The 15,794-nt window shown below is 73.8% G+C and carries 14 protein-coding genes and 1 other RNA gene; 9 read left to right on the forward strand and 6 right to left on the reverse strand.

Annotated features, from left to right (window positions below; genetic code table 11):
* Positions 1-40: 40 nt before the first annotated feature.
* Both ACFVZH_RS02325 and ACFVZH_RS02330 read left to right on the forward strand, forming a co-directional pair.
* A complete protein-coding gene (locus tag ACFVZH_RS02325) occupies positions 41-1,117 on the forward strand; it encodes a Zn-dependent alcohol dehydrogenase (RefSeq protein WP_384891862.1) in 1,077 nt (358 codons plus the stop codon).
* 47 nt (positions 1,118-1,164) lie between these two features.
* Positions 1,165-2,106: a 3-oxoacyl-ACP reductase gene (locus tag ACFVZH_RS02330; RefSeq protein ID WP_384891865.1), complete on the forward strand. Its 942-nt coding sequence runs from the start codon at positions 1,165-1,167 to the stop codon at positions 2,104-2,106.
* A gap of 301 nt (positions 2,107-2,407) precedes the next feature.
* Here the strand turns inward: ACFVZH_RS02330 and ACFVZH_RS02335 are convergent, their stop codons facing one another.
* Positions 2,408-3,553, reverse strand: a complete 1,146-nt coding sequence (locus ACFVZH_RS02335; protein WP_384891868.1) for a hypothetical protein — start codon at positions 3,551-3,553, stop codon at positions 2,408-2,410.
* A 230-nt stretch (positions 3,554-3,783) separates the two neighbouring features.
* Between ACFVZH_RS02335 and ACFVZH_RS02340 the strand changes: the two genes are divergently transcribed.
* Genes ACFVZH_RS02340 through ACFVZH_RS02360 form a run of 5 tightly spaced genes read left to right on the forward strand, consistent with a single transcriptional unit; the run spans position 3,784 to position 8,815 of the window.
* On the forward strand, positions 3,784-4,818 hold the full coding sequence (locus ACFVZH_RS02340; protein ID WP_384891871.1) for an ABC transporter substrate-binding protein: 1,035 nt from the start codon (positions 3,784-3,786) through the stop codon (positions 4,816-4,818).
* A 58-nt stretch (positions 4,819-4,876) separates the two neighbouring features.
* Complete coding sequence (locus ACFVZH_RS02345) at positions 4,877-5,710, forward strand: Nif3-like dinuclear metal center hexameric protein (protein WP_384891873.1); 834 nt, start codon at positions 4,877-4,879, stop codon at positions 5,708-5,710.
* Positions 5,707-6,450, forward strand: a complete 744-nt coding sequence (locus tag ACFVZH_RS02350) for a zinc ribbon domain-containing protein (RefSeq protein ID WP_384892915.1) — start codon at positions 5,707-5,709, stop codon at positions 6,448-6,450. The genes ACFVZH_RS02345 and ACFVZH_RS02350 overlap by 4 nt, the downstream gene beginning before the upstream one ends.
* Positions 6,450-7,898 carry a bifunctional RNase H/acid phosphatase gene (locus ACFVZH_RS02355; RefSeq protein WP_384891876.1) on the forward strand — a complete coding sequence of 483 codons (1,449 nt, stop codon included), beginning with the start codon at positions 6,450-6,452 and terminating at the stop codon, positions 7,896-7,898. Before ACFVZH_RS02350 ends, ACFVZH_RS02355 begins: the two co-directional genes overlap by 1 nt.
* A 59-nt stretch (positions 7,899-7,957) precedes the next feature.
* Positions 7,958-8,815 carry a GNAT family N-acetyltransferase gene (locus ACFVZH_RS02360; RefSeq protein ID WP_384891878.1) on the forward strand — a complete coding sequence of 286 codons (858 nt, stop codon included), beginning with the start codon at positions 7,958-7,960 and terminating at the stop codon, positions 8,813-8,815.
* Here the strand turns inward: ACFVZH_RS02360 and eda are convergent.
* Positions 8,805-9,464 carry a bifunctional 4-hydroxy-2-oxoglutarate aldolase/2-dehydro-3-deoxy-phosphogluconate aldolase gene (gene eda / locus ACFVZH_RS02365; RefSeq protein WP_384891881.1) on the reverse strand — a complete coding sequence of 220 codons (660 nt, stop codon included), beginning with the start codon at positions 9,462-9,464 and terminating at the stop codon, positions 8,805-8,807. The two genes, ACFVZH_RS02360 and eda, sit on opposite strands and share 11 nt — an antisense overlap.
* Before the next feature lie 63 nt (positions 9,465-9,527).
* A complete protein-coding gene (gene yaaA, locus ACFVZH_RS02370; protein ID WP_384891884.1) occupies positions 9,528-10,295 on the reverse strand; it encodes a peroxide stress protein YaaA in 768 nt (255 codons plus the stop codon).
* Positions 10,296-10,468: 173 nt separating this feature from the next.
* Between yaaA and ACFVZH_RS02375 the strand changes: the two genes are divergently transcribed.
* Positions 10,469-11,911, forward strand: a complete 1,443-nt coding sequence (locus ACFVZH_RS02375) for an RNB domain-containing ribonuclease (RefSeq protein ID WP_384891887.1) — start codon at positions 10,469-10,471, stop codon at positions 11,909-11,911.
* Here the strand turns inward: ACFVZH_RS02375 and ACFVZH_RS02380 are convergent.
* A complete protein-coding gene (locus ACFVZH_RS02380; RefSeq protein WP_384891890.1) occupies positions 11,856-12,725 on the reverse strand; it encodes a hypothetical protein in 870 nt (289 codons plus the stop codon). The genes ACFVZH_RS02375 and ACFVZH_RS02380 overlap by 56 nt on opposite strands.
* Entirely contained in the window at positions 12,722-13,594 is an 873-nt protein-coding gene (locus tag ACFVZH_RS02385) for a MerR family transcriptional regulator (RefSeq protein ID WP_384891893.1), read from the reverse strand. The genes ACFVZH_RS02380 and ACFVZH_RS02385 overlap by 4 nt, the downstream gene beginning before the upstream one ends.
* A 78-nt stretch (positions 13,595-13,672) precedes the next feature.
* Between ACFVZH_RS02385 and rnpB the strand changes: the two genes are divergently transcribed.
* Positions 13,673-14,071: RNase P RNA component class A (rnpB, locus tag ACFVZH_RS02390), an RNA gene on the forward strand.
* Positions 14,072-14,095: 24 nt separating this feature from the next.
* Here the strand turns inward: rnpB and ACFVZH_RS02395 are convergent.
* The gene (locus ACFVZH_RS02395) at positions 14,096-15,433 is read right to left on the reverse strand and encodes a tyrosine-type recombinase/integrase (protein WP_384891895.1); all 1,338 of its coding nucleotides are present in this window, start codon (positions 15,431-15,433) and stop codon (positions 14,096-14,098) included.
* Between the last annotated feature and the right edge of the window lie 361 nt (positions 15,434-15,794).

Genomic DNA, 15,794 nt, shown 5'->3' on the forward strand with positions numbered 1-15,794 from the left:
CTCTCCCGCTCCTTTCCGTACTCCTGAGGGGATCCGCACCATGCGCGCAGCCGTACTGCACGAGATCGGCCAGGACAAACTCGAAGTCCTCGACGACGTCGAGGCGGTGGGCTTCGGCCCCGGCAAGGTGCGGATCCGCGTCCGGGCCACCGGCCTCTGCCACTCCGACGTCTCGGCGATGAGCGGCGTCCTGCCGCAGCCCGCCCCCTTCATCCCCGGCCACGAGGGCGCGGGCGAGATCCTCGACGTCGGCGACGGCGTCACCGGCCTCTCCCAGGGGCAGCGGGTCCTGCTCTGCTGGCTGCCCGCCTGCGGCAGCTGTCCCTCCTGCAAGCGCGGCCAGACCCACCTGTGCCTGGCCGGATTCATGAACGCCGGCGTGCCCAACTTCAAGCGCCCCGGCGGCGACGTCTTCGGCTTCGCCGGCACCGGCACCTTCACCGAGGAGGTCGTCGTCGACGCGGGCTGCGCCGTGCCCATCCCCGACGACGTGCCCTTCGACATCGCCGCCCTCATCGGCTGCGGCGTCACCACCGGCCTCGGCGCCGCCATCAACACCGCCAAGGTGGAGGCCGGTTCGTCCGTCGCCGTCATCGGCTGCGGCGGCGTCGGCATCTCCGCCATCCAGGGGGCCAAGCTCCAGGGCGCCGCCCAGATCGTCGCCGTCGACCCGGTCGAGTCCCGGCGCGAGGCCGCGCTGCGCTTCGGCGCCACCGAGGCGGTCGCCCCGGACGCGCTCGCCGACGCCAAGCAGCGCATCACCGGCGGAGAGGGCTTCGACTACGTCTTCGAGGTCGTCGGCCGGTCCGCAACCGCCCGCACCGCGTACGAGACGACCCGGCGGGGCGGCACCCTCTGCGTCGTCGGCGCGGGCGCCCTCGACGACCACCTCCAGCTCAGCATGTTCGAGCTGTTCTTCGACGAGAAGCGCATCCTGCCCTCCATGTACGGCGGCGGGGACGTGCTCCGGTCGTACGAGCGGGCCATCGCGCTCTGGCGGGCGGGCCGCATCGACCTGGAGTCGCTCATCACCCACCGCGTACCGCTCGCGGGCATCAACGAGGCCCTGGAGCAGATGCGCACCGGCGTCGCCCTCCGCACGTGCATCGAGATCTGACCGCTTCGAGGCCCGACCGCTTCGAGATCTGAGAGGACCCCCGCGAGATGTCACTCCCTCTGGAAGGGCTGAGCGCGATCGTCACCGGCGCCGGGCGCGGTCTCGGCCGCGCCGAGGCGCTGGAACTGGCCCGGCTCGGCGCGGCCGTCGTCGTCAACGACTACGGGCAGCCCGGCCGGGACGGCTCGGGCGCGGCCTCCGCCGCGCCCGCCGAGGAGGTCGCGGCGGAGATCCGCGCGGCCGGCGGGCGGGCGGTCGCCCACCTCGGCGACGTCTCCGACTTCGAGACGGCACGGTCCCTGGTGGACCTGGCGGTGACCGAGTTCGGCAAGCTGGACGTCCTGGTCAACAACGCGGGCATCCTGCGCGACCGGATGGTCTTCTCGATGACCGAGGACGAGTGGGACTCCGTCGTACGGGTCCACCTCAAGGGCCACTTCAACACGACCCACTTCGCCGCGGTGCACTGGCGGGGCCGCGCCAAGGCGGGGGAGACCGGCGTGTACGGCCGGATCGTCAACACCTCCTCCGAGGCGTTCCTCGCCGGCTCGGCCGGTCAGCCCAACTATGCGGCGGCGAAGGGCGGCATCGTCGGCCTCACCACCTCGACGGCCCTCGCCCTCGCCCGGTACGGGGTGACCGCGAACGCCATCTGCCCGCGGGCCAGGACCCGGATGACGGAGGACGTCTTCGCGGGCTTCGGGGAGCCGGGGGAGGGCGAGCTCGACCCGCTGTCGCCGGAGCACGTGGCCCCGCTCGTCGGCTATCTGGCCTCGCCGGCCGCGGCCGGGGTCAACGGCCAGCTGCTCGTCGTGCACGGCGGGATGGTGGCGGTCGTGGACCGGCCGCGCGTCTCGGCCAAGTTCGACACGGCCAAGGAGGCGTTCACGTACGAGGAACTGGACGCCGTCCTGACCCCGCACTACGCCTCCCGCCCGGCCGGCGAGACCTTCGCGGCGGCGGAGGTGCTGGGGCTGAGGAAGGACTGACCCGGCCCGGGGGCGGGGAAGGACCGACGCCGGTCGCCCGGTGGGGGCGGGGCGGCGGAGGTGGGGACGGCGAAGGGCCCCGGGGGAGACCCCGGGGCCCTTCGTCATCCCGTGTGCGAACCGGTCACTTCGCGTCGGGTTCGCGGCGGTGACGCCCGTGCGGCGAGGACGCGGAGTCCTCCGCCGGCGACGCCTCGCCACGATGCCTGCCGGAGCCGTTCGGCTCCTGCCCCTGCGTGCTTGCTTCCGCCATGATGGAACTCACCCCGTACGAATCGATCTGGTCGTGCGGCGGGTGATTCTAGTCAGCGGGCCTGCGGTCCGTGAGCGGTGCCTGCTGGAGCGGCACGGGTCGGCATGCCCGCGGCGTGTCGGCGGCCACGGCCACCGGCTCGGGTTCCGGCGGCGGTTCCAGGCCGGCGAGACCGCACGGCACCTCGGCCGTCGCGTACGGCAGCCGCAGCAGCCCGTCGGCCGTCCACAGGCCCGCACCGGCCAGCCAGCCGACGGGGGCGGCCAGTTGGCCCATCCGGCGGGAGGAGGGCCGCCAGGTGCCCACCCAGCTCCCGGCCGCCGCGTCGATCCGCAGCGCCACCGAGCAGCTCTCCGGCACGAGCACCTGGCCGGGCTGCGCCGCGAACGGCGTCACCGCCGCGTCGTCGAGCCGCAGGCACTCCGGGAACCGCACCGGCAGCAGACTCCCCAGCACGCCCCAGCCCAGCCGGTCGTGGCCCGGTGACGGGGCGTCGGAGCGGATCAGGAGCAGTCCGCTGTCGGGGTCCGCGAGGAGCAGCCGGTCGTCGCTCTCCTCGGTGATCTGGAGCAGCGGCGTGACCTCACCGCCCCGTTCCAGGTCGACGGCGACGGCCTTCACCGGCCCGCCGTCGATCCGCCGGTCGAGCGCGAGCATCCGGCCCGCGCGGTCGAGCCACACCCCGCCCGTGCAGCCGCCCTTGACCTCGGCGACCTGCTCGGGGCCGAAGGCGCCGCCCGCCACCAGCCACAGCGTGGTCGTGTCGGGGCCCACGCACAGGGCGTACGCGCGGACGCCGTCGGGGGCGGGCGGCAGGAGGACCAGGTGCTCGGAGCCGGGTGCCTCCACCGCGCCGAGCGGGAGTTCGCCGGTGGCGGGGCCGGTGGGGTAGAGCAGCGAGAAGGTGTTCCGCCGCCCGTCCACCCGGCGGGCGACGAGGACCCGGCCGTCGGCGAGGGGCAGCAGCTGGGTGCCCGGCTCCTCCGGCTGGCCGAGGGGGAGCGGCACGGCGTACGGCTCCGGGCCGTCGAGGGTCCACCGCTCCACGTACAGGGCGCTGCCGGCCCCCGCGAGCCGGGCCGCGTACGCGCCGTTCGCCGTGATCGTGAACCCCGTCGGCCACGCGGTGTCCCCGCCGCGTTCCCGGTCGCGGCCGTCGTCCTCGGCCGCGGTCTCGATGGCACACGCTGTCATCGACTCGTCACCTCCGGCCACGAAGCTAGTTTTCGCACTTCCAGCCGAACAACACGAGCCGGGTCACTTCACACATAAGGGTGGTCGTGCGGCGGTTCGGCTGAGGGTGAGGGGGCGGTTGTGCTGGAGTGACCCAAGGTGAGTAAGGTAAGGCGACCCTAAGCGGAGCCTGCGGCTCCGCCAGGACGCGCCCGTGTCCCCGCCAGGACGACCCGTACAGGAGCCTTCTCATGTCCCTCCGCCGCCGCGGCACCGCCGCCGCCCTCGCCGCCGCGCTCTCGCTCGCGGCCTGCGGAGGAGGCGGAAGCTCCGACACGGGGGCCTCCCCCGCCAAGGAGGACACGGCCAAGAAGAAGGACGTCGCCACCGGCGGCAAGGACTTCGGCGACGCCGCCGCCAAGACCGCGGCCATGGGCACCGACGCGCAGCCCGGCCAGTTCCCGCGCACCCTCACCCACGCGCTCGGCAGGACCGAGCTCAAGGCCGCCCCCAAGCGGGTCGTCGTGCTCGACGTCGGCGAGCTCGACAACGTCGTCTCCCTCGGCATCCGGCCCGTCGGCTACGCCCCCTCCGAGGGCGACGACGGCATCCCCGGCTACCTCGCGAAGGACGCCGGCACCCCGAAGTCCGTCGGCACCATCAACAACCTCAACCTGGAGGCCATCGCCAACCTCCAGCCCGACCTGATCCTCGGCAGCCAGCTCCGCGCCGCGGACAAGTACGACGAGCTGTCGAAGATCGCGCCGACCGTGTTCTCCATCCGCCCGGGCTTCACCTGGAAGGAGAACTACCTCCTCAACGCCGCCGCGCTCGACAGGACCGCCGAGGCGAAGGCGAAGCTCGCCGCGTACGAGACCAAGGCGAAGCAGCTCGGCACGGACATCGGCCCGGACAAGCCGACCGTCTCGATGGTCCGCTACCTCCCCGGCAAGATCCGCCTGTACGCCAAGGCGTCCTTCATCGGCACCATCCTGGAGGACACCGGCCTGCCCCGGCCCGAGAACCAGCGGATCGACGAGCTCGCGGCCGAGATCAGCCCCGAGAAGATCGACGAGGCCGACGCCGACTGGATCTTCACCGGCGTGTACGGCGACGCCAAGGCCACCAAGAAGGACACCGCCCAGGCCAACCCGCTCTGGAAGAGCCTCAAGGCCGTCAAGGCCGGCCAGGCCAAGGACGTCCCGGACGAGACCTGGTACCTCGGCCTCGGCGTGACGGCCGCGAACAGCGTCCTCGACGACCTGCGCGCCGACCTGGTCAAGTAAGGCGGGGTTGTCCACAGGCCAGGACGACGGGGCACGGGGGCCAGGTAGCCTTTCCCTCGTGCCCCGTCTGTCTGAAGTCATCGCCGAGCTCGACGCCCTCTGGCCACCAGAGCGAGCCGAGTCGTGGGACGCCGTCGGCACGGTCTGCGGCGACCCCGACGCCGAGGTCGCCCGCGTGCTCTTCGCCGTCGACCCCGTCCAGGAGATCGCCGACGAGGCGATCGCCCTCGGCGCCGACCTGATCGTCACCCACCACCCGCTCTACCTGCGCGGGACGACGACCGTCGCGGCCGGCCACTTCAAGGGCCGCGTCGTGCACCGCCTCATCAAGCACGACATCGCCCTCCACGTCGCGCACACCAACGCCGACACCGCCGACCCCGGCGTCTCCGACGCCCTCGCCGGCGCGCTCGACCTCCGGGTCACCGGCCCCCTCGTGCCCGAGAGCAACCTCGGCCGCATCTGCGAGCTCGACCACCCCGAGACCCTCGCCGAGTTCGCCGCCCGCGCCGCCAAGCGGCTGCCCGCCACCGCGCAGGGCATCCGGGTCGCCGGCGACCCGGCCATGATCCTGCGCCGGGTCGCCGTCAGCGGCGGCTCGGGCGACAGCCTCTTCGACGCCGTACGGGCCGCGGGCGTGGACGCCTTCCTCACCGCCGACCTGCGCCACCACCCGGTCTCCGAGGCCACCCAGGCCGCGCACACGTCGTCCGGCCCGCTGGGCCTGGTCGACGCCGCCCACTGGGCCACCGAATGGCCCTGGTGCGAGCAGGCCGCCGCCCAGCTCGACGAGATTTCCGACCGCCACGGCTGGGACCTGCGCGTCCACGTCTCGAAGACGGTCACCGACCCCTGGTCCTCCCACCACACCTCCCCTGGAGCCCCCAACTGAACGCCGCGCCCGCCGACCAGATCCGCCTCCTCGACGTCCAGGGCCTGGACGTGCGACTCCAGCAGCTCGCCCACAAGCGCCGCTCGCTGCCCGAGCACGCCGAGATCGAGTCGCTGACCAAGGACCTCACCCAGCTGCGTGACCTGCTCGTCGCCGCGCAGACCGAGGAGAGCGACTGCGGCCGCGAGCAGACCAAGGCCGAGCAGGACGTCGACCAGGTCCGCCAGCGTGCCGCCCGCGACCAGCAGCGGCTCGACTCCGGCGCCGTGTCCTCCCCGAAGGACCTGGAGAACCTCCAGCGCGAGATCGTCTCGCTCGCCAAGCGCCAGGGCGACCTCGAGGAGATCGTCCTGGAGGTCATGGAGCGCCGCGAGTCCCTCCAGGAGCGCGTCGGCGAGCTCACCGAGCGCGTCTCCGCCGTGCAGGCCAAGAGCGACGACGCCACCACCCGCCGCGACGCCGCCGAGGGCGAGCTGGACGCCGAGGCCGCCACGGTCACCAAGGAGCGCGCGCTCGTCGCGGGCTCCGTCCCGGCCGACCTCCTGAAGCTGTACGAGAAGCTCCGCGAGCAGCAGGGCGGCGTCGGCGCGGCCCGGCTGTACCAGCGCAAGTGCGAGGGCTGCCACATCGAGCTCAACATCACCGAGCTCAACGAGGTCCGCGCCGCGGCCAAGGACACGGTCGTCCGGTGCGAGAACTGCCGCCGCATCCTCGTCCGCACCTCGGAGTCCGGTCTGTAATGACGTCTTCGCGTGAGCTGATCGTCGAGGCGGACGGCGGCTCCCGGGGCAACCCGGGGCCCGCCGGATACGGGGCGGTCGTCCTCGACCCGGTGACGGGCGAGACGCTCGCGGAGGCGGCCGAGTACATCGGCGTGGCGACGAACAACGTCGCCGAGTACAAGGGCCTGGTGGCGGGCCTGAAGGCGGCCCGGGAACTCTTCCCGGACGCCGCCGTCCACGTCCGCATGGACTCCAAGCTGGTCGTCGAGCAGATGTCCGGCCGCTGGAAGATCAAGCACCCGGACATGAAGCCGCTGGCGGCCGAGGCCGGCCGGGTCTTCCCGGCGGGCCGGGTCCGCTACGAGTGGATCCCCCGCGAGCGCAACAAGCACGCCGACCGCCTCGCCAACGAGGCGATGGACGCGGGCAAGCGCGGCCGCCAGTGGGAACCCTCCGGGTCGACGGCCGGCCTCGACGCCTCCGCCGCCCGCAACGCCGCGGCCCCGCCCCCGGCGGGACCCCCCGGCGATGCCACGGCGGGCGCGGCCCGGGCGCGCGCGGCGCTGGCGACGGCCTCCGCGCCGACGACTTCCGCGCCGACGGCTTCCGGGACCGCCGGGCGAGCCGACGACGGCCTGTTCGCCCCCGACGAGGTACTGGCGGCCCAGGCCCGCGCCTCCCTGGCCTCGGCCGCGCACGCGGAGGCGACCGGCGACTTCGAGGCCGAGGCGTCCGCCGTGGTCCACTCGGAGCCCGCCGCGCCGACGACCGGCGCCGCCGCCGAGCCGCCGCAGGCCGCCGCTCCCGCCGCCCGGCAGGGCTGGGCCGGGCCCGACATGGGGGCTCCGGCGACGTTCGTGCTGCTGCGGCACGGCGAGACGGCGCTCACGCCCGAGAAGCGGTTCTCGGGAAGCGGGGGCAGCGATCCGGAACTGTCGGCGGCCGGGCTGCGGCAGGCGGAGGCCGTCGCCGAGGCGCTCGCCGCGCGGGGCACGATCCAGGAGATCGTCAGCTCGCCGCTCACCCGCTGCCGCCAGACGGCGGCCGCCGTGGCCGCCCGGCTCGGGCTCGACGTACGGATCGAGCAGGGGTTGCGGGAGACGGACTTCGGCGCCTGGGAGGGGCTGACGTTCGGAGAGGCCCGCGAGCGGTACCCGGCGGATCTCGACGCCTGGCTGGCCTCGCCGAAGGCCGCGCCGACCGGCGGGGGCGAGAGCTTCGCGACCGTCGCCCGGCGCGTGGCGGCGACCCGGGACCGGCTGGCCGCCGCGTACGCGGGCCGGACCGTCCTCCTCGTCACCCACGTCACGCCGATCAAGACCCTGGTCCGGCTGGCGCTCGGCGCCCCGCCGGAGTCGCTGTTCCGGATGGAGCTGTCGGCGGCCTCGATCTCCGCCGTCGCCTACTACGCCGACGGCAACGCGTCCGTGCGCCTCCTCAACGACACGTCCCACCTGCGGGCCTGAGGGAGCGTCAGGCGGACAAACGGGTGGCGCGGGGTCCCGCCCCGTACCACCATCCCGTCATGACCTGGCACTTCACCGAGGACCCCACTGCGTTCCGCGCGGCCGCCGCGCGGCACCTCGCCGCCGAGCCCGCCCGCAACACCGCCGTGCTGACCCTGATGGACCGCGCGGACCGGCTCGGCTGGTGGACCGAGCCCGCCGGCAGCGTCACCGGCGTGCTCGCGCTCTCCCGGTCCGGCGCCCTCGACCTCGGCGCGACGACGGAGGAGGCGGCCCGCGCCCTGGCCCGCCCGGCCGACGCCGTCGCCCTCCCGGGCCGCGCCCGCCGCGCCCTCGGCCTCCCGGCGGGGGAGGAGCCGGCCGTGCTGCGCGGCGAGACGGCGGCGGTCGAGGCGTACGCGCGGGCGTCCGCACGTCCCTGGACGGTCACCACACGGCTGCGGCTCTTCCGGCTCGGCGAACCGACCCCGCCGGACCCCGCCCCGGCCGGGCGCGGCCGGACCGCCACCGGGGCGGACGTGCCGCTCGTCGCCGCCTGGGCGAGGGAGTTCGTGGTGGCCGTCGGGGACGAGCCCGCCGCGGACTACACCGGCTTCGTCGCCGAACGGATCTCCGAGGGACGGCTGCACCTCTGGGAGGGGCCCGACGGCCGCCCGGTCTCGATGGCCGCCGTCTCCCGCGCGATCGAGGGCCAGGCCCGCGTCCACCTCGTCTACACCCCGCCCGCCGAGCGGGGCCACGGCTACGCGGCCGGTGCCACCGCCGCCGTCGGCCGTACCGCCCTCGCCTCCGGCGCCTCCCACGTCCTGCTCTTCACCGACCTCTCCAACCCCACCAGCAACGCCCTCTATCGGCGTCTCGGCTACCGCCCGGTGACCGACCACCTCGCCGTGGAGTTCACCCGCCTCACCCGCTGACGGGCACCGCGAGCCCCCGTCCCAGCGCCGCCGCCCCCCGTGCGAGGGACTCGACCCGGGCCCAGTCGCGGGCCGCGAGGGCGTCGGGCGGGAGCATCCACGTACCGCCGACGCAGCCGACGTTCGGGAGGGCGAGGTAGGCGGGGGCGGAGGCGAGGGAGATGCCGCCGGTGGGGCAGAAGCGGGCCTGGGGGAGCGGGCCGGAGAGGGACTTCAGGTACGGGACGCCGCCGGCGGCCTCGGCGGGGAAGAACTTCATGTCCCGCACCCCGTGTTCGAGGAGGGCGACGACCTCCGAGGCCGTCGAGACGCCCGGCAGGAACGGCACGCCCGACTCCCGCATCGCGCCGAGCAGCCGCTCGGTCCACCCCGGGCTCACCAGGAACCGGGCCCCGGCGCCGACGGCGTCCGCGACGCCGGCCGCGGAGACGACCGTGCCCGCGCCGACGACCGCCTCCGGCACCTCGGCCGCGATCGCCCGGACGGCGTCGAGCGCCGCCGGGGTGCGCAGGGTGACCTCGATCAGCGGCAGTCCGCCCGCGACGAGGGCGCGGGCCAGGGGTACGGCGTCGGCGGCGTCCTCGATCACGACCACGGGGACGACGGGGACGTCAGGGGCTTCCGGGGCAAGGCCGAACACGCTCGTCATGGGCCTCATCCTGCCCATGGCGAACGTCACCCGCAACGGTCGTTGCGGAGGGTGCAACGGAAGTCAGTGGATCTCGTCCACCAGGACGTCCAGCGCCCCCGCCTTCCCGCCGTCCTCCACCACGTACCCCAGATCGCGCAGCGCCCCCGTCAGCTCCGCCGGCGAACCCGGCTCCGCGCCGGCCTCCAGCAGACTCCGGACGATCCGGCCCTTCGTCGCCTTGTTGAAGTGGCTGACGACCTTGCGGGTCGGCGCGTGGAGCACCCGTACGGTCGCGGTCCGCGCCGCCACCTCGCCCTTCGGCTTCCACGCCGACGCGTACGCCGACGAACGCAGGTCGAGGACGAGCCCGTCGCCGGCCGCCTCGGGCAGCACGGACGCCATGGAGTTCCGCCAGTGGGCGCCCAGCGCGCCGAGGCCCGGCAGCCTGACCCCCATCGAGCAGCGGTACGACGGGATGCGGTCCGTGACCCGCACCGCGCCCCACAGCCCCGAGAAGACGAGCAGGGAGCGCCCCGCCCGCTTCCGGGTCGCCGCGTCCAGGGTCGCCAGACCCAGCGCGTCGTACAGCACGCCCGTGTAGATCTCCCCGGCCGGCCGCGCGCCCGCCGTCCGCAGCTCCACGTTCTTCGCGACCTCGCCGCGCAGCCCCTCGCTCAGGCCCAGCACCTCGCGCGCCTTCTCCTCGTCGGCGGCGCACAGCTCGACCAGCTCGTCCAGGACCGCCGCCCGCGCCTCCGCGAGCCCCGGCAGGGACAGCGACTCCGGCTTGAGCGGCGCCCCGCGCCCCGAGGACGCCTTGCCTTCGGAGGGCGGCAACAGCACGAGCACGGCGGTTCTCCTTCGTACGTACGGAAACGGGGGTGCGGCCCCGGCCGTCCAGCGTACGAGGTGCGCGACCCCTCCCCGCCCCGAGCTTCCCCGCCGTGTGCCCCGCGCTTCCCCGGCGCGCGCCCGCACGGCTTCGACATGCCGCACCCCCGGCCCGGCCATACGCTCGGTCCATGCCCCGCCGCCACATCCACGTGACCGGCGCAGCCGAGGCTCCGCTGCGGGCCGCCCTGCGCGCACTGCGTACCGAGCTCGCGATCCCCGAGGAGTTCCCACCCGCCGTCCTGGCCGAGGCCGAGGCCGCCGCCAAGGCCCCCCGGCTCCCCGCGTACGACGCCACGGACCTGCCGTTCTTCACCATCGACCCGCCGACCTCCACCGACCTCGACCAGGCCATGCACCTGGCCCGCAGGGCCGACGGCGGCTACCGCGTCCACTACGCCATCGCCGACGTCGCCGCCTTCGTCACCCCCGGCGGCGCGCTGGACGCCGAGGCCCACCGGCGGGTCCTCACCCTCTACTTCCCCGACGGCAAGGTCCCCCTCCACCCCGCCGTCCTCTCCGAGGGAGCCGCCAGCCTCCTCCCCGGCGAACCCCGCCCCGCCCTGCTCTGGCGCATCGACCTCGACGCCCAGGGCCGCAGGGTCGCCACCGACGTCCGCCGCGCCCTCGTCCGCAGCCGCGCCAAACTCGACTACGCGGGCGCCCAGCGGCGGATCGACGACGGCACGGCCGAGGAACCGCTGGCCCTGCTCCGGGACATCGGGCGGCTCCGCGAAGCCCTCGAAGCCGAACGCGGCGGGATCTCCCTGAGCGCCCCCGAACAGGAGATCGTCGAGACCGACCACACCTACTCGCTCGCCTACCGGGCCCCGCTCCCCGCCGACGCCTGGAACGCCCAGATCTCCCTGCTCACCGGCATGGCCGCCGCCGACCTCATGACCGCCGCCGGCACCGGCATCCTGCGCACCCTCCCCACCGCCCCCGACGGCGCCGTCGCCCGCCTCCGCCGCTCCGCGCAGGCCCTCGGCGTCGACTGGCCGCACCACGTCTCGTACGCGGACGTCGTCCGCTCCGCCGACCCCTCCGACCCGCGCCACGCCGCCTTCCTCCAGGAGTGCACGACCCTGCTGCGCGGCGCCGGGTACACCGTCTTCACCGACGGCCACGTCCCCACCCCCGCCGTGCACGCCGCCGTCGCCGACGAGTACACCCACTGCACCGCGCCGCTGCGCCGGCTCGTCGACCGGTACGCGGGCGAACTGTGCCTGTCCGCGGTCGCCGGGAACGAGCCGCCCGAGTGGGTACGGGCCGCCCTGCCCGCCCTCCCCGACGAGATGGCCGCCGGCTCGCGCCGCGCCAACACCGTCGAGCGGGAGAGCGTCGACATCGTCGAGGCGGCGCTCCTGCGGGACCGGATCGGCGAGATCTTCGACGCGTACGTGATCGACGTGAAGGAGCGCGAACCCGCCGTCGGCACCGTCCACCTCGACGACCCGGCGGTCGTCGCCCGGATCGAGGGCGGCGGCTCCCCCCTCCCGCTGGGGGAATGGCTGCGGGTCAGGCTGGCGGCGGCGGAACCGGGATCGGCGAAAGTGCTGTTCGCGCCCGTGTGAGCGCCCGTACGAGCTCCCGCGGGTCGTCCGCGTGGACACGGACGACGGTCACCGGCCGGGGCGCGCCGAGCAGCCGGGGCGCGTCGACCGGTTCGGCCAGCTCGATCGTGACGGAGGTCTGCGAGCCGACGGCGAGGTTCAGCTCGCCCTCGGCCTTCTCGTGGGAGAAGCGCGACTCGTGGCGGACGGCCGCGATCCGGTCCAGCGGGACCCGCACGTCGACGTGCGCGGCCTGCCGCAGCCGCACGGCGTCCCCGGTGAGCGTGTGCGGGCGGGTCGCGGACGCGGCGTGCAGCCCCAGCACGAACAGCACCGTGTAGACGTCCAGCACGAGCACCACCGCGTGCACCAGCGGCCAGGCGGCGAGCAGATACGACATCCCGACCGTCTCGACCACGCACACGAACGCGAAGCCGTACATCAGCGCCGCCTGGTCACGCGCGTGCGGGAACACCCCGTCCGCGCCGGCCACCCCGTGCGGCCGCCGCGCCACCCACCGCCCCAGGCTCGCCATCAGGCGCAACTCGTGCCCCACGAGCCGCAGCACCGGCTCGGGCACCAGCTCGGCCACGGCCGCCCGGCGCGACGCCCCCCGGCGCCGCAGCCGCAGGTACGCCAGCCCCTCGGCGAGCAGCAGCCCGACCACGACGAGCTCGCCCACGGCCCCCACGGCCCCGGGTATCCGCACCCCGCCGACGACCAGGACGGCCAGCACGACCTCGGCGGGCAGGGCCGCGTAGGCGACGAGACGCAGGAACCGGAGGGGCCGGGAACGGCCCCCGGGATCCCCGGCGGTCCCATACGGATCCGTCACAGCTCCCGCTCCCCGCGCTCGTTCTCCTTGTGCCCGGTCGCCCCGCGTTCGGTCTCCCCGTGCTCGTTCCCCCTGTGTCCGGCCTCCCCGTGCTCGTTCTCCCGGCGTCCGCCCTCCCCGCGTTCCCGCACCAGACGGATCGCCAGGCGGACGGCCGCCGACTGGGCCGGGGCGAGGTCCGCGAAGAAAGTCTCGGCGAGGGAGGCGTCGGAGGAACCGTCACCCGGCCCGGCGGCCGGGATCTCCACCCCCAGCTCGTCCGGCAGGCAGGCGGCGAGCACCCGGGCCGCCTCCGCGACCCGCGGGTCGTCAAGCTCCGCCCCGGCGAGCGCGTCGAGCAGCGGGTACACCTCGCGCGCGTGCTCCGCCGTCCCCCCGATCAGCCCCATCAACCGGGCCCGCTCCTCCTCGGGCACGACGACGTCGAGCAGCGCCAGGATCTCCCGGTCCTTCGCCGCCATCGGCGACTCGGGCAGCTCGCCCAGACCCGCGAGCAGCGCCGTGAGCTCCGGCGACACCGGCCCCTCGGCGGGCAGCCGCCCGGCCCGCGCCTCCGCGAGGAGCACCGCGAGGCGTTCCCGCCGCCGCCTGATCACCGCCTCCTGCCGTGCCAGGTCCTCCGCCAGCTCCTCCAGCACCTCCACGAGCCCCCGCCCCTCGTCGTCCGCCAGCACCACCCGCACCTCGTCGAGTCCGATCCCCAGCTCGGTCAGCCGCCGGATCCGCGCGAGCAGGACCGCGTCCCGCACCCCGTAGTCGCGATACCCGTTCGCCCGCCTCGCGGGCTCGGGCAGCAACCCCGACTGGTGGTAGTGCCGCACGGCCCGGGGAGTGACCCCGACCAGCGCGGCGATCTCGCCGATACGCATGCGCCCAGTAGAAACCCTGACGCAGCGGCAAGGTCAAGCGGCTTCCGGATCGGCGGGTAGCATGGGCGGCACGGCAGACGAGCCGGGCGGGCGGCCGCGTGAGGATCTCCGGATCCCCCCGAGGAACGTCCGGGCTCCACAGAGCAGGGTGGTGGCTAACGGCCACCCGGGGTGACCCGCGGGACAGTGCCACAGAAAACAGACCGCCGGGGACTTCGGTCCCCGGTAAGGGTGAAACGGTGGTGTAAGAGACCACCAGCGCCTGAGGTGACTCAGGCGGCTAGGTAAACCCCACTCGGAGCAAGGTCAAGAGGGGACACCCCGGTGTCCCTGCGCGGATGTTCGAGGGCTGCTCGCCCGAGTCCGCGGGTAGACCGCAGGAGGCCGGCGGCAACGCCGGTCCTAGATGGATGGCCGTCGCCCCGACGACCGCGAGGTCCCGGGGCACAGAACCCGGCGTACAGCCCGGCTCGTCTGCCCCCTAAGCCCCTGACCTGGGGCTTAGGGGGCTTCCTCTTCCTCAGGTGCTCCGCTGGGGAGAATCTGGGGAGGATTGGAGTCGGAAGACGCGACCTGAGACACCCATGACCCCAGGGCCACCATGGCGCGCTTCCCCGACTTCGGCATGAAGTGCACGTAGGTCCTCAGCGTGAAGGCAGGATCCGAGTGACCCAGCCAGGCAGCGAGCTGCGTGATCGTCTCGCCCTCGGCAAGCACCACGCTGGCGAACGTATGACGCGTCACGTGAAAGCCATCCTCACGCGGCATGTGCCACCGCGTCCGGATCAGCGGCCTCTGGCTCGGCCTGTCGACGCGCTCGACCTCGGGCTCCGCGATCACCTCGGCGCGAACGAGCGCCGGCTTCCAGGTCTTCTCGTCGAACGTCTTGCGGCTGATGGCACCCTTCCGGGACGTGGTCACCAGAAGACGCACCGTTCGTAGGGGCCGCTTGTCCCACTCAAGATTCGGCCTGTCCGGGTCAACCCACGGCAGCGTCACCTCCATCGTCGGATGCACGTTCGCGTACTCCTTGATAGCCTCCGCGAGCTCCGGCGGACAGGGCGCGAGGCGCGTCTTGTTGCCCTTCGGGGGAGCAAAGGCGAGGCGGCCGGCAACGATGACGATCTGCCGCTGAATACTGATTTCCTCGCCGACAATGTCGTCCGGCGAGAGGCCGAAGCACTCTCCCTGGCGCAGGCCGGCCGCGGCGCCGAGGTCCAGCAGGATGCCGTACCTCGAGCCCAGCTCCGCCCGCACCGCGGCGGCGGTCTCCCGAGGCCACGCCTTGGCTCTCGAAGGCGGTGCGGCAGGAGGCGAGAGATCTTCGTCGCGGAACGGGTTCTCGGGGATCCTCTTGGCCTTGTGCGCGGCTTGCAGGATCGAAGAGAAGTGGCGCCACGTCGTGCGGACCGTGCTGACGTCGATGTCCTGCTCAACGCGCGTGAGCCAGGCGCGAATCTCGTCGTGGCCGATGCGGTTCAGCGGCAGGTGCCCAACGTGCGGAATGATGTGTTTGAAGACCCGGGGCTTCATCGACTGCTTGGTCGTCGGCGGCTTCCGTAGGTGCGGCCACCAGTGGACGCGCACGTATTCCTCGAGCGGCATGTTGCCGTCGCGTGGGTCGTAGAACGTTCCCCGGCTGGCGTCAGTGGCGGACGCCTTCAGCCATGCCTTCGCCTGGGCTTCCTTCTCGAACGAGCGGTCCCGCACGCCGGGGATGCCGGCGACACGCCATCGCTTCCCCTGGCCGCTTCGCGCTGTCTTGACGCGCGTCGACCGGCCGGTTAGCGGGTCGGGCGGACCCTTCTTAAACCAGCGGTCCTCGATGTACCCGGGCATGGGGGACTCCTTCCAGTTCCGGCGAGTTGAAGCGGACGACTTCACCTCTCCATAGCTGGAACCACTGTCCCCCAGCGATGATCAGCTCGGTAGCAGAGTTGAGGGCGGCCACCCCCTCGGGTACGAACAGGCCGCGGGAGAGTTCGTAGTGGACCCACCCCCGCCCTTCCTTGACGCGAACGGGTGCATCCTCCGGAAGATCTTCGAGCGCATAGGTGACGGACAGCACAGATCCACCCCCGTGGGGCCGCGCAGGGTATGGGGGTCCCCTGGTACGAATGGGCTTGAACCGGCAAGATATCGCCACCTTGACCGGTCCACAACGGTCCGTCGCCGATCCGATCCGATCCGTATCCAGAGG

This window comes from Streptomyces sp. NPDC059534 (assembly GCF_042743475.1).
Classification (GTDB): Bacteria; Actinomycetota; Actinomycetes; order Streptomycetales; family Streptomycetaceae; genus Streptomyces.

Bases quoted from the DNA above. Each gene is read 5' to 3' on its own strand.
- ACFVZH_RS02325 (WP_384891862.1), top strand. From the start codon at position 41: ATGCGCGCAGCCGTACTGCACGAGATCGGCCAGGACAAACTCGAAGTC.
- ACFVZH_RS02330 (WP_384891865.1), top strand. From the start codon at position 1,165: ATGTCACTCCCTCTGGAAGGGCTGAGCGCGATCGTCACCGGCGCCGGG.
- ACFVZH_RS02335 (WP_384891868.1), bottom strand. From the start codon at position 3,553: ATGACAGCGTGTGCCATCGAGACCGCGGCCGAGGACGACGGCCGCGAC.
- ACFVZH_RS02340 (WP_384891871.1), top strand. From the start codon at position 3,784: ATGTCCCTCCGCCGCCGCGGCACCGCCGCCGCCCTCGCCGCCGCGCTC.
- ACFVZH_RS02355 (WP_384891876.1), top strand. From the start codon at position 6,450: ATGACGTCTTCGCGTGAGCTGATCGTCGAGGCGGACGGCGGCTCCCGG.
- ACFVZH_RS02360 (WP_384891878.1), top strand. From the start codon at position 7,958: ATGACCTGGCACTTCACCGAGGACCCCACTGCGTTCCGCGCGGCCGCC.
- eda (WP_384891881.1), bottom strand. From the start codon at position 9,464: ATGACGAGCGTGTTCGGCCTTGCCCCGGAAGCCCCTGACGTCCCCGTC.
- ACFVZH_RS02375 (WP_384891887.1), top strand. From the start codon at position 10,469: ATGCCCCGCCGCCACATCCACGTGACCGGCGCAGCCGAGGCTCCGCTG.
- ACFVZH_RS02385 (WP_384891893.1), bottom strand. From the start codon at position 13,594: ATGCGTATCGGCGAGATCGCCGCGCTGGTCGGGGTCACTCCCCGGGCC.
- ACFVZH_RS02395 (WP_384891895.1), bottom strand. From the start codon at position 15,433: ATGCCCGGGTACATCGAGGACCGCTGGTTTAAGAAGGGTCCGCCCGAC.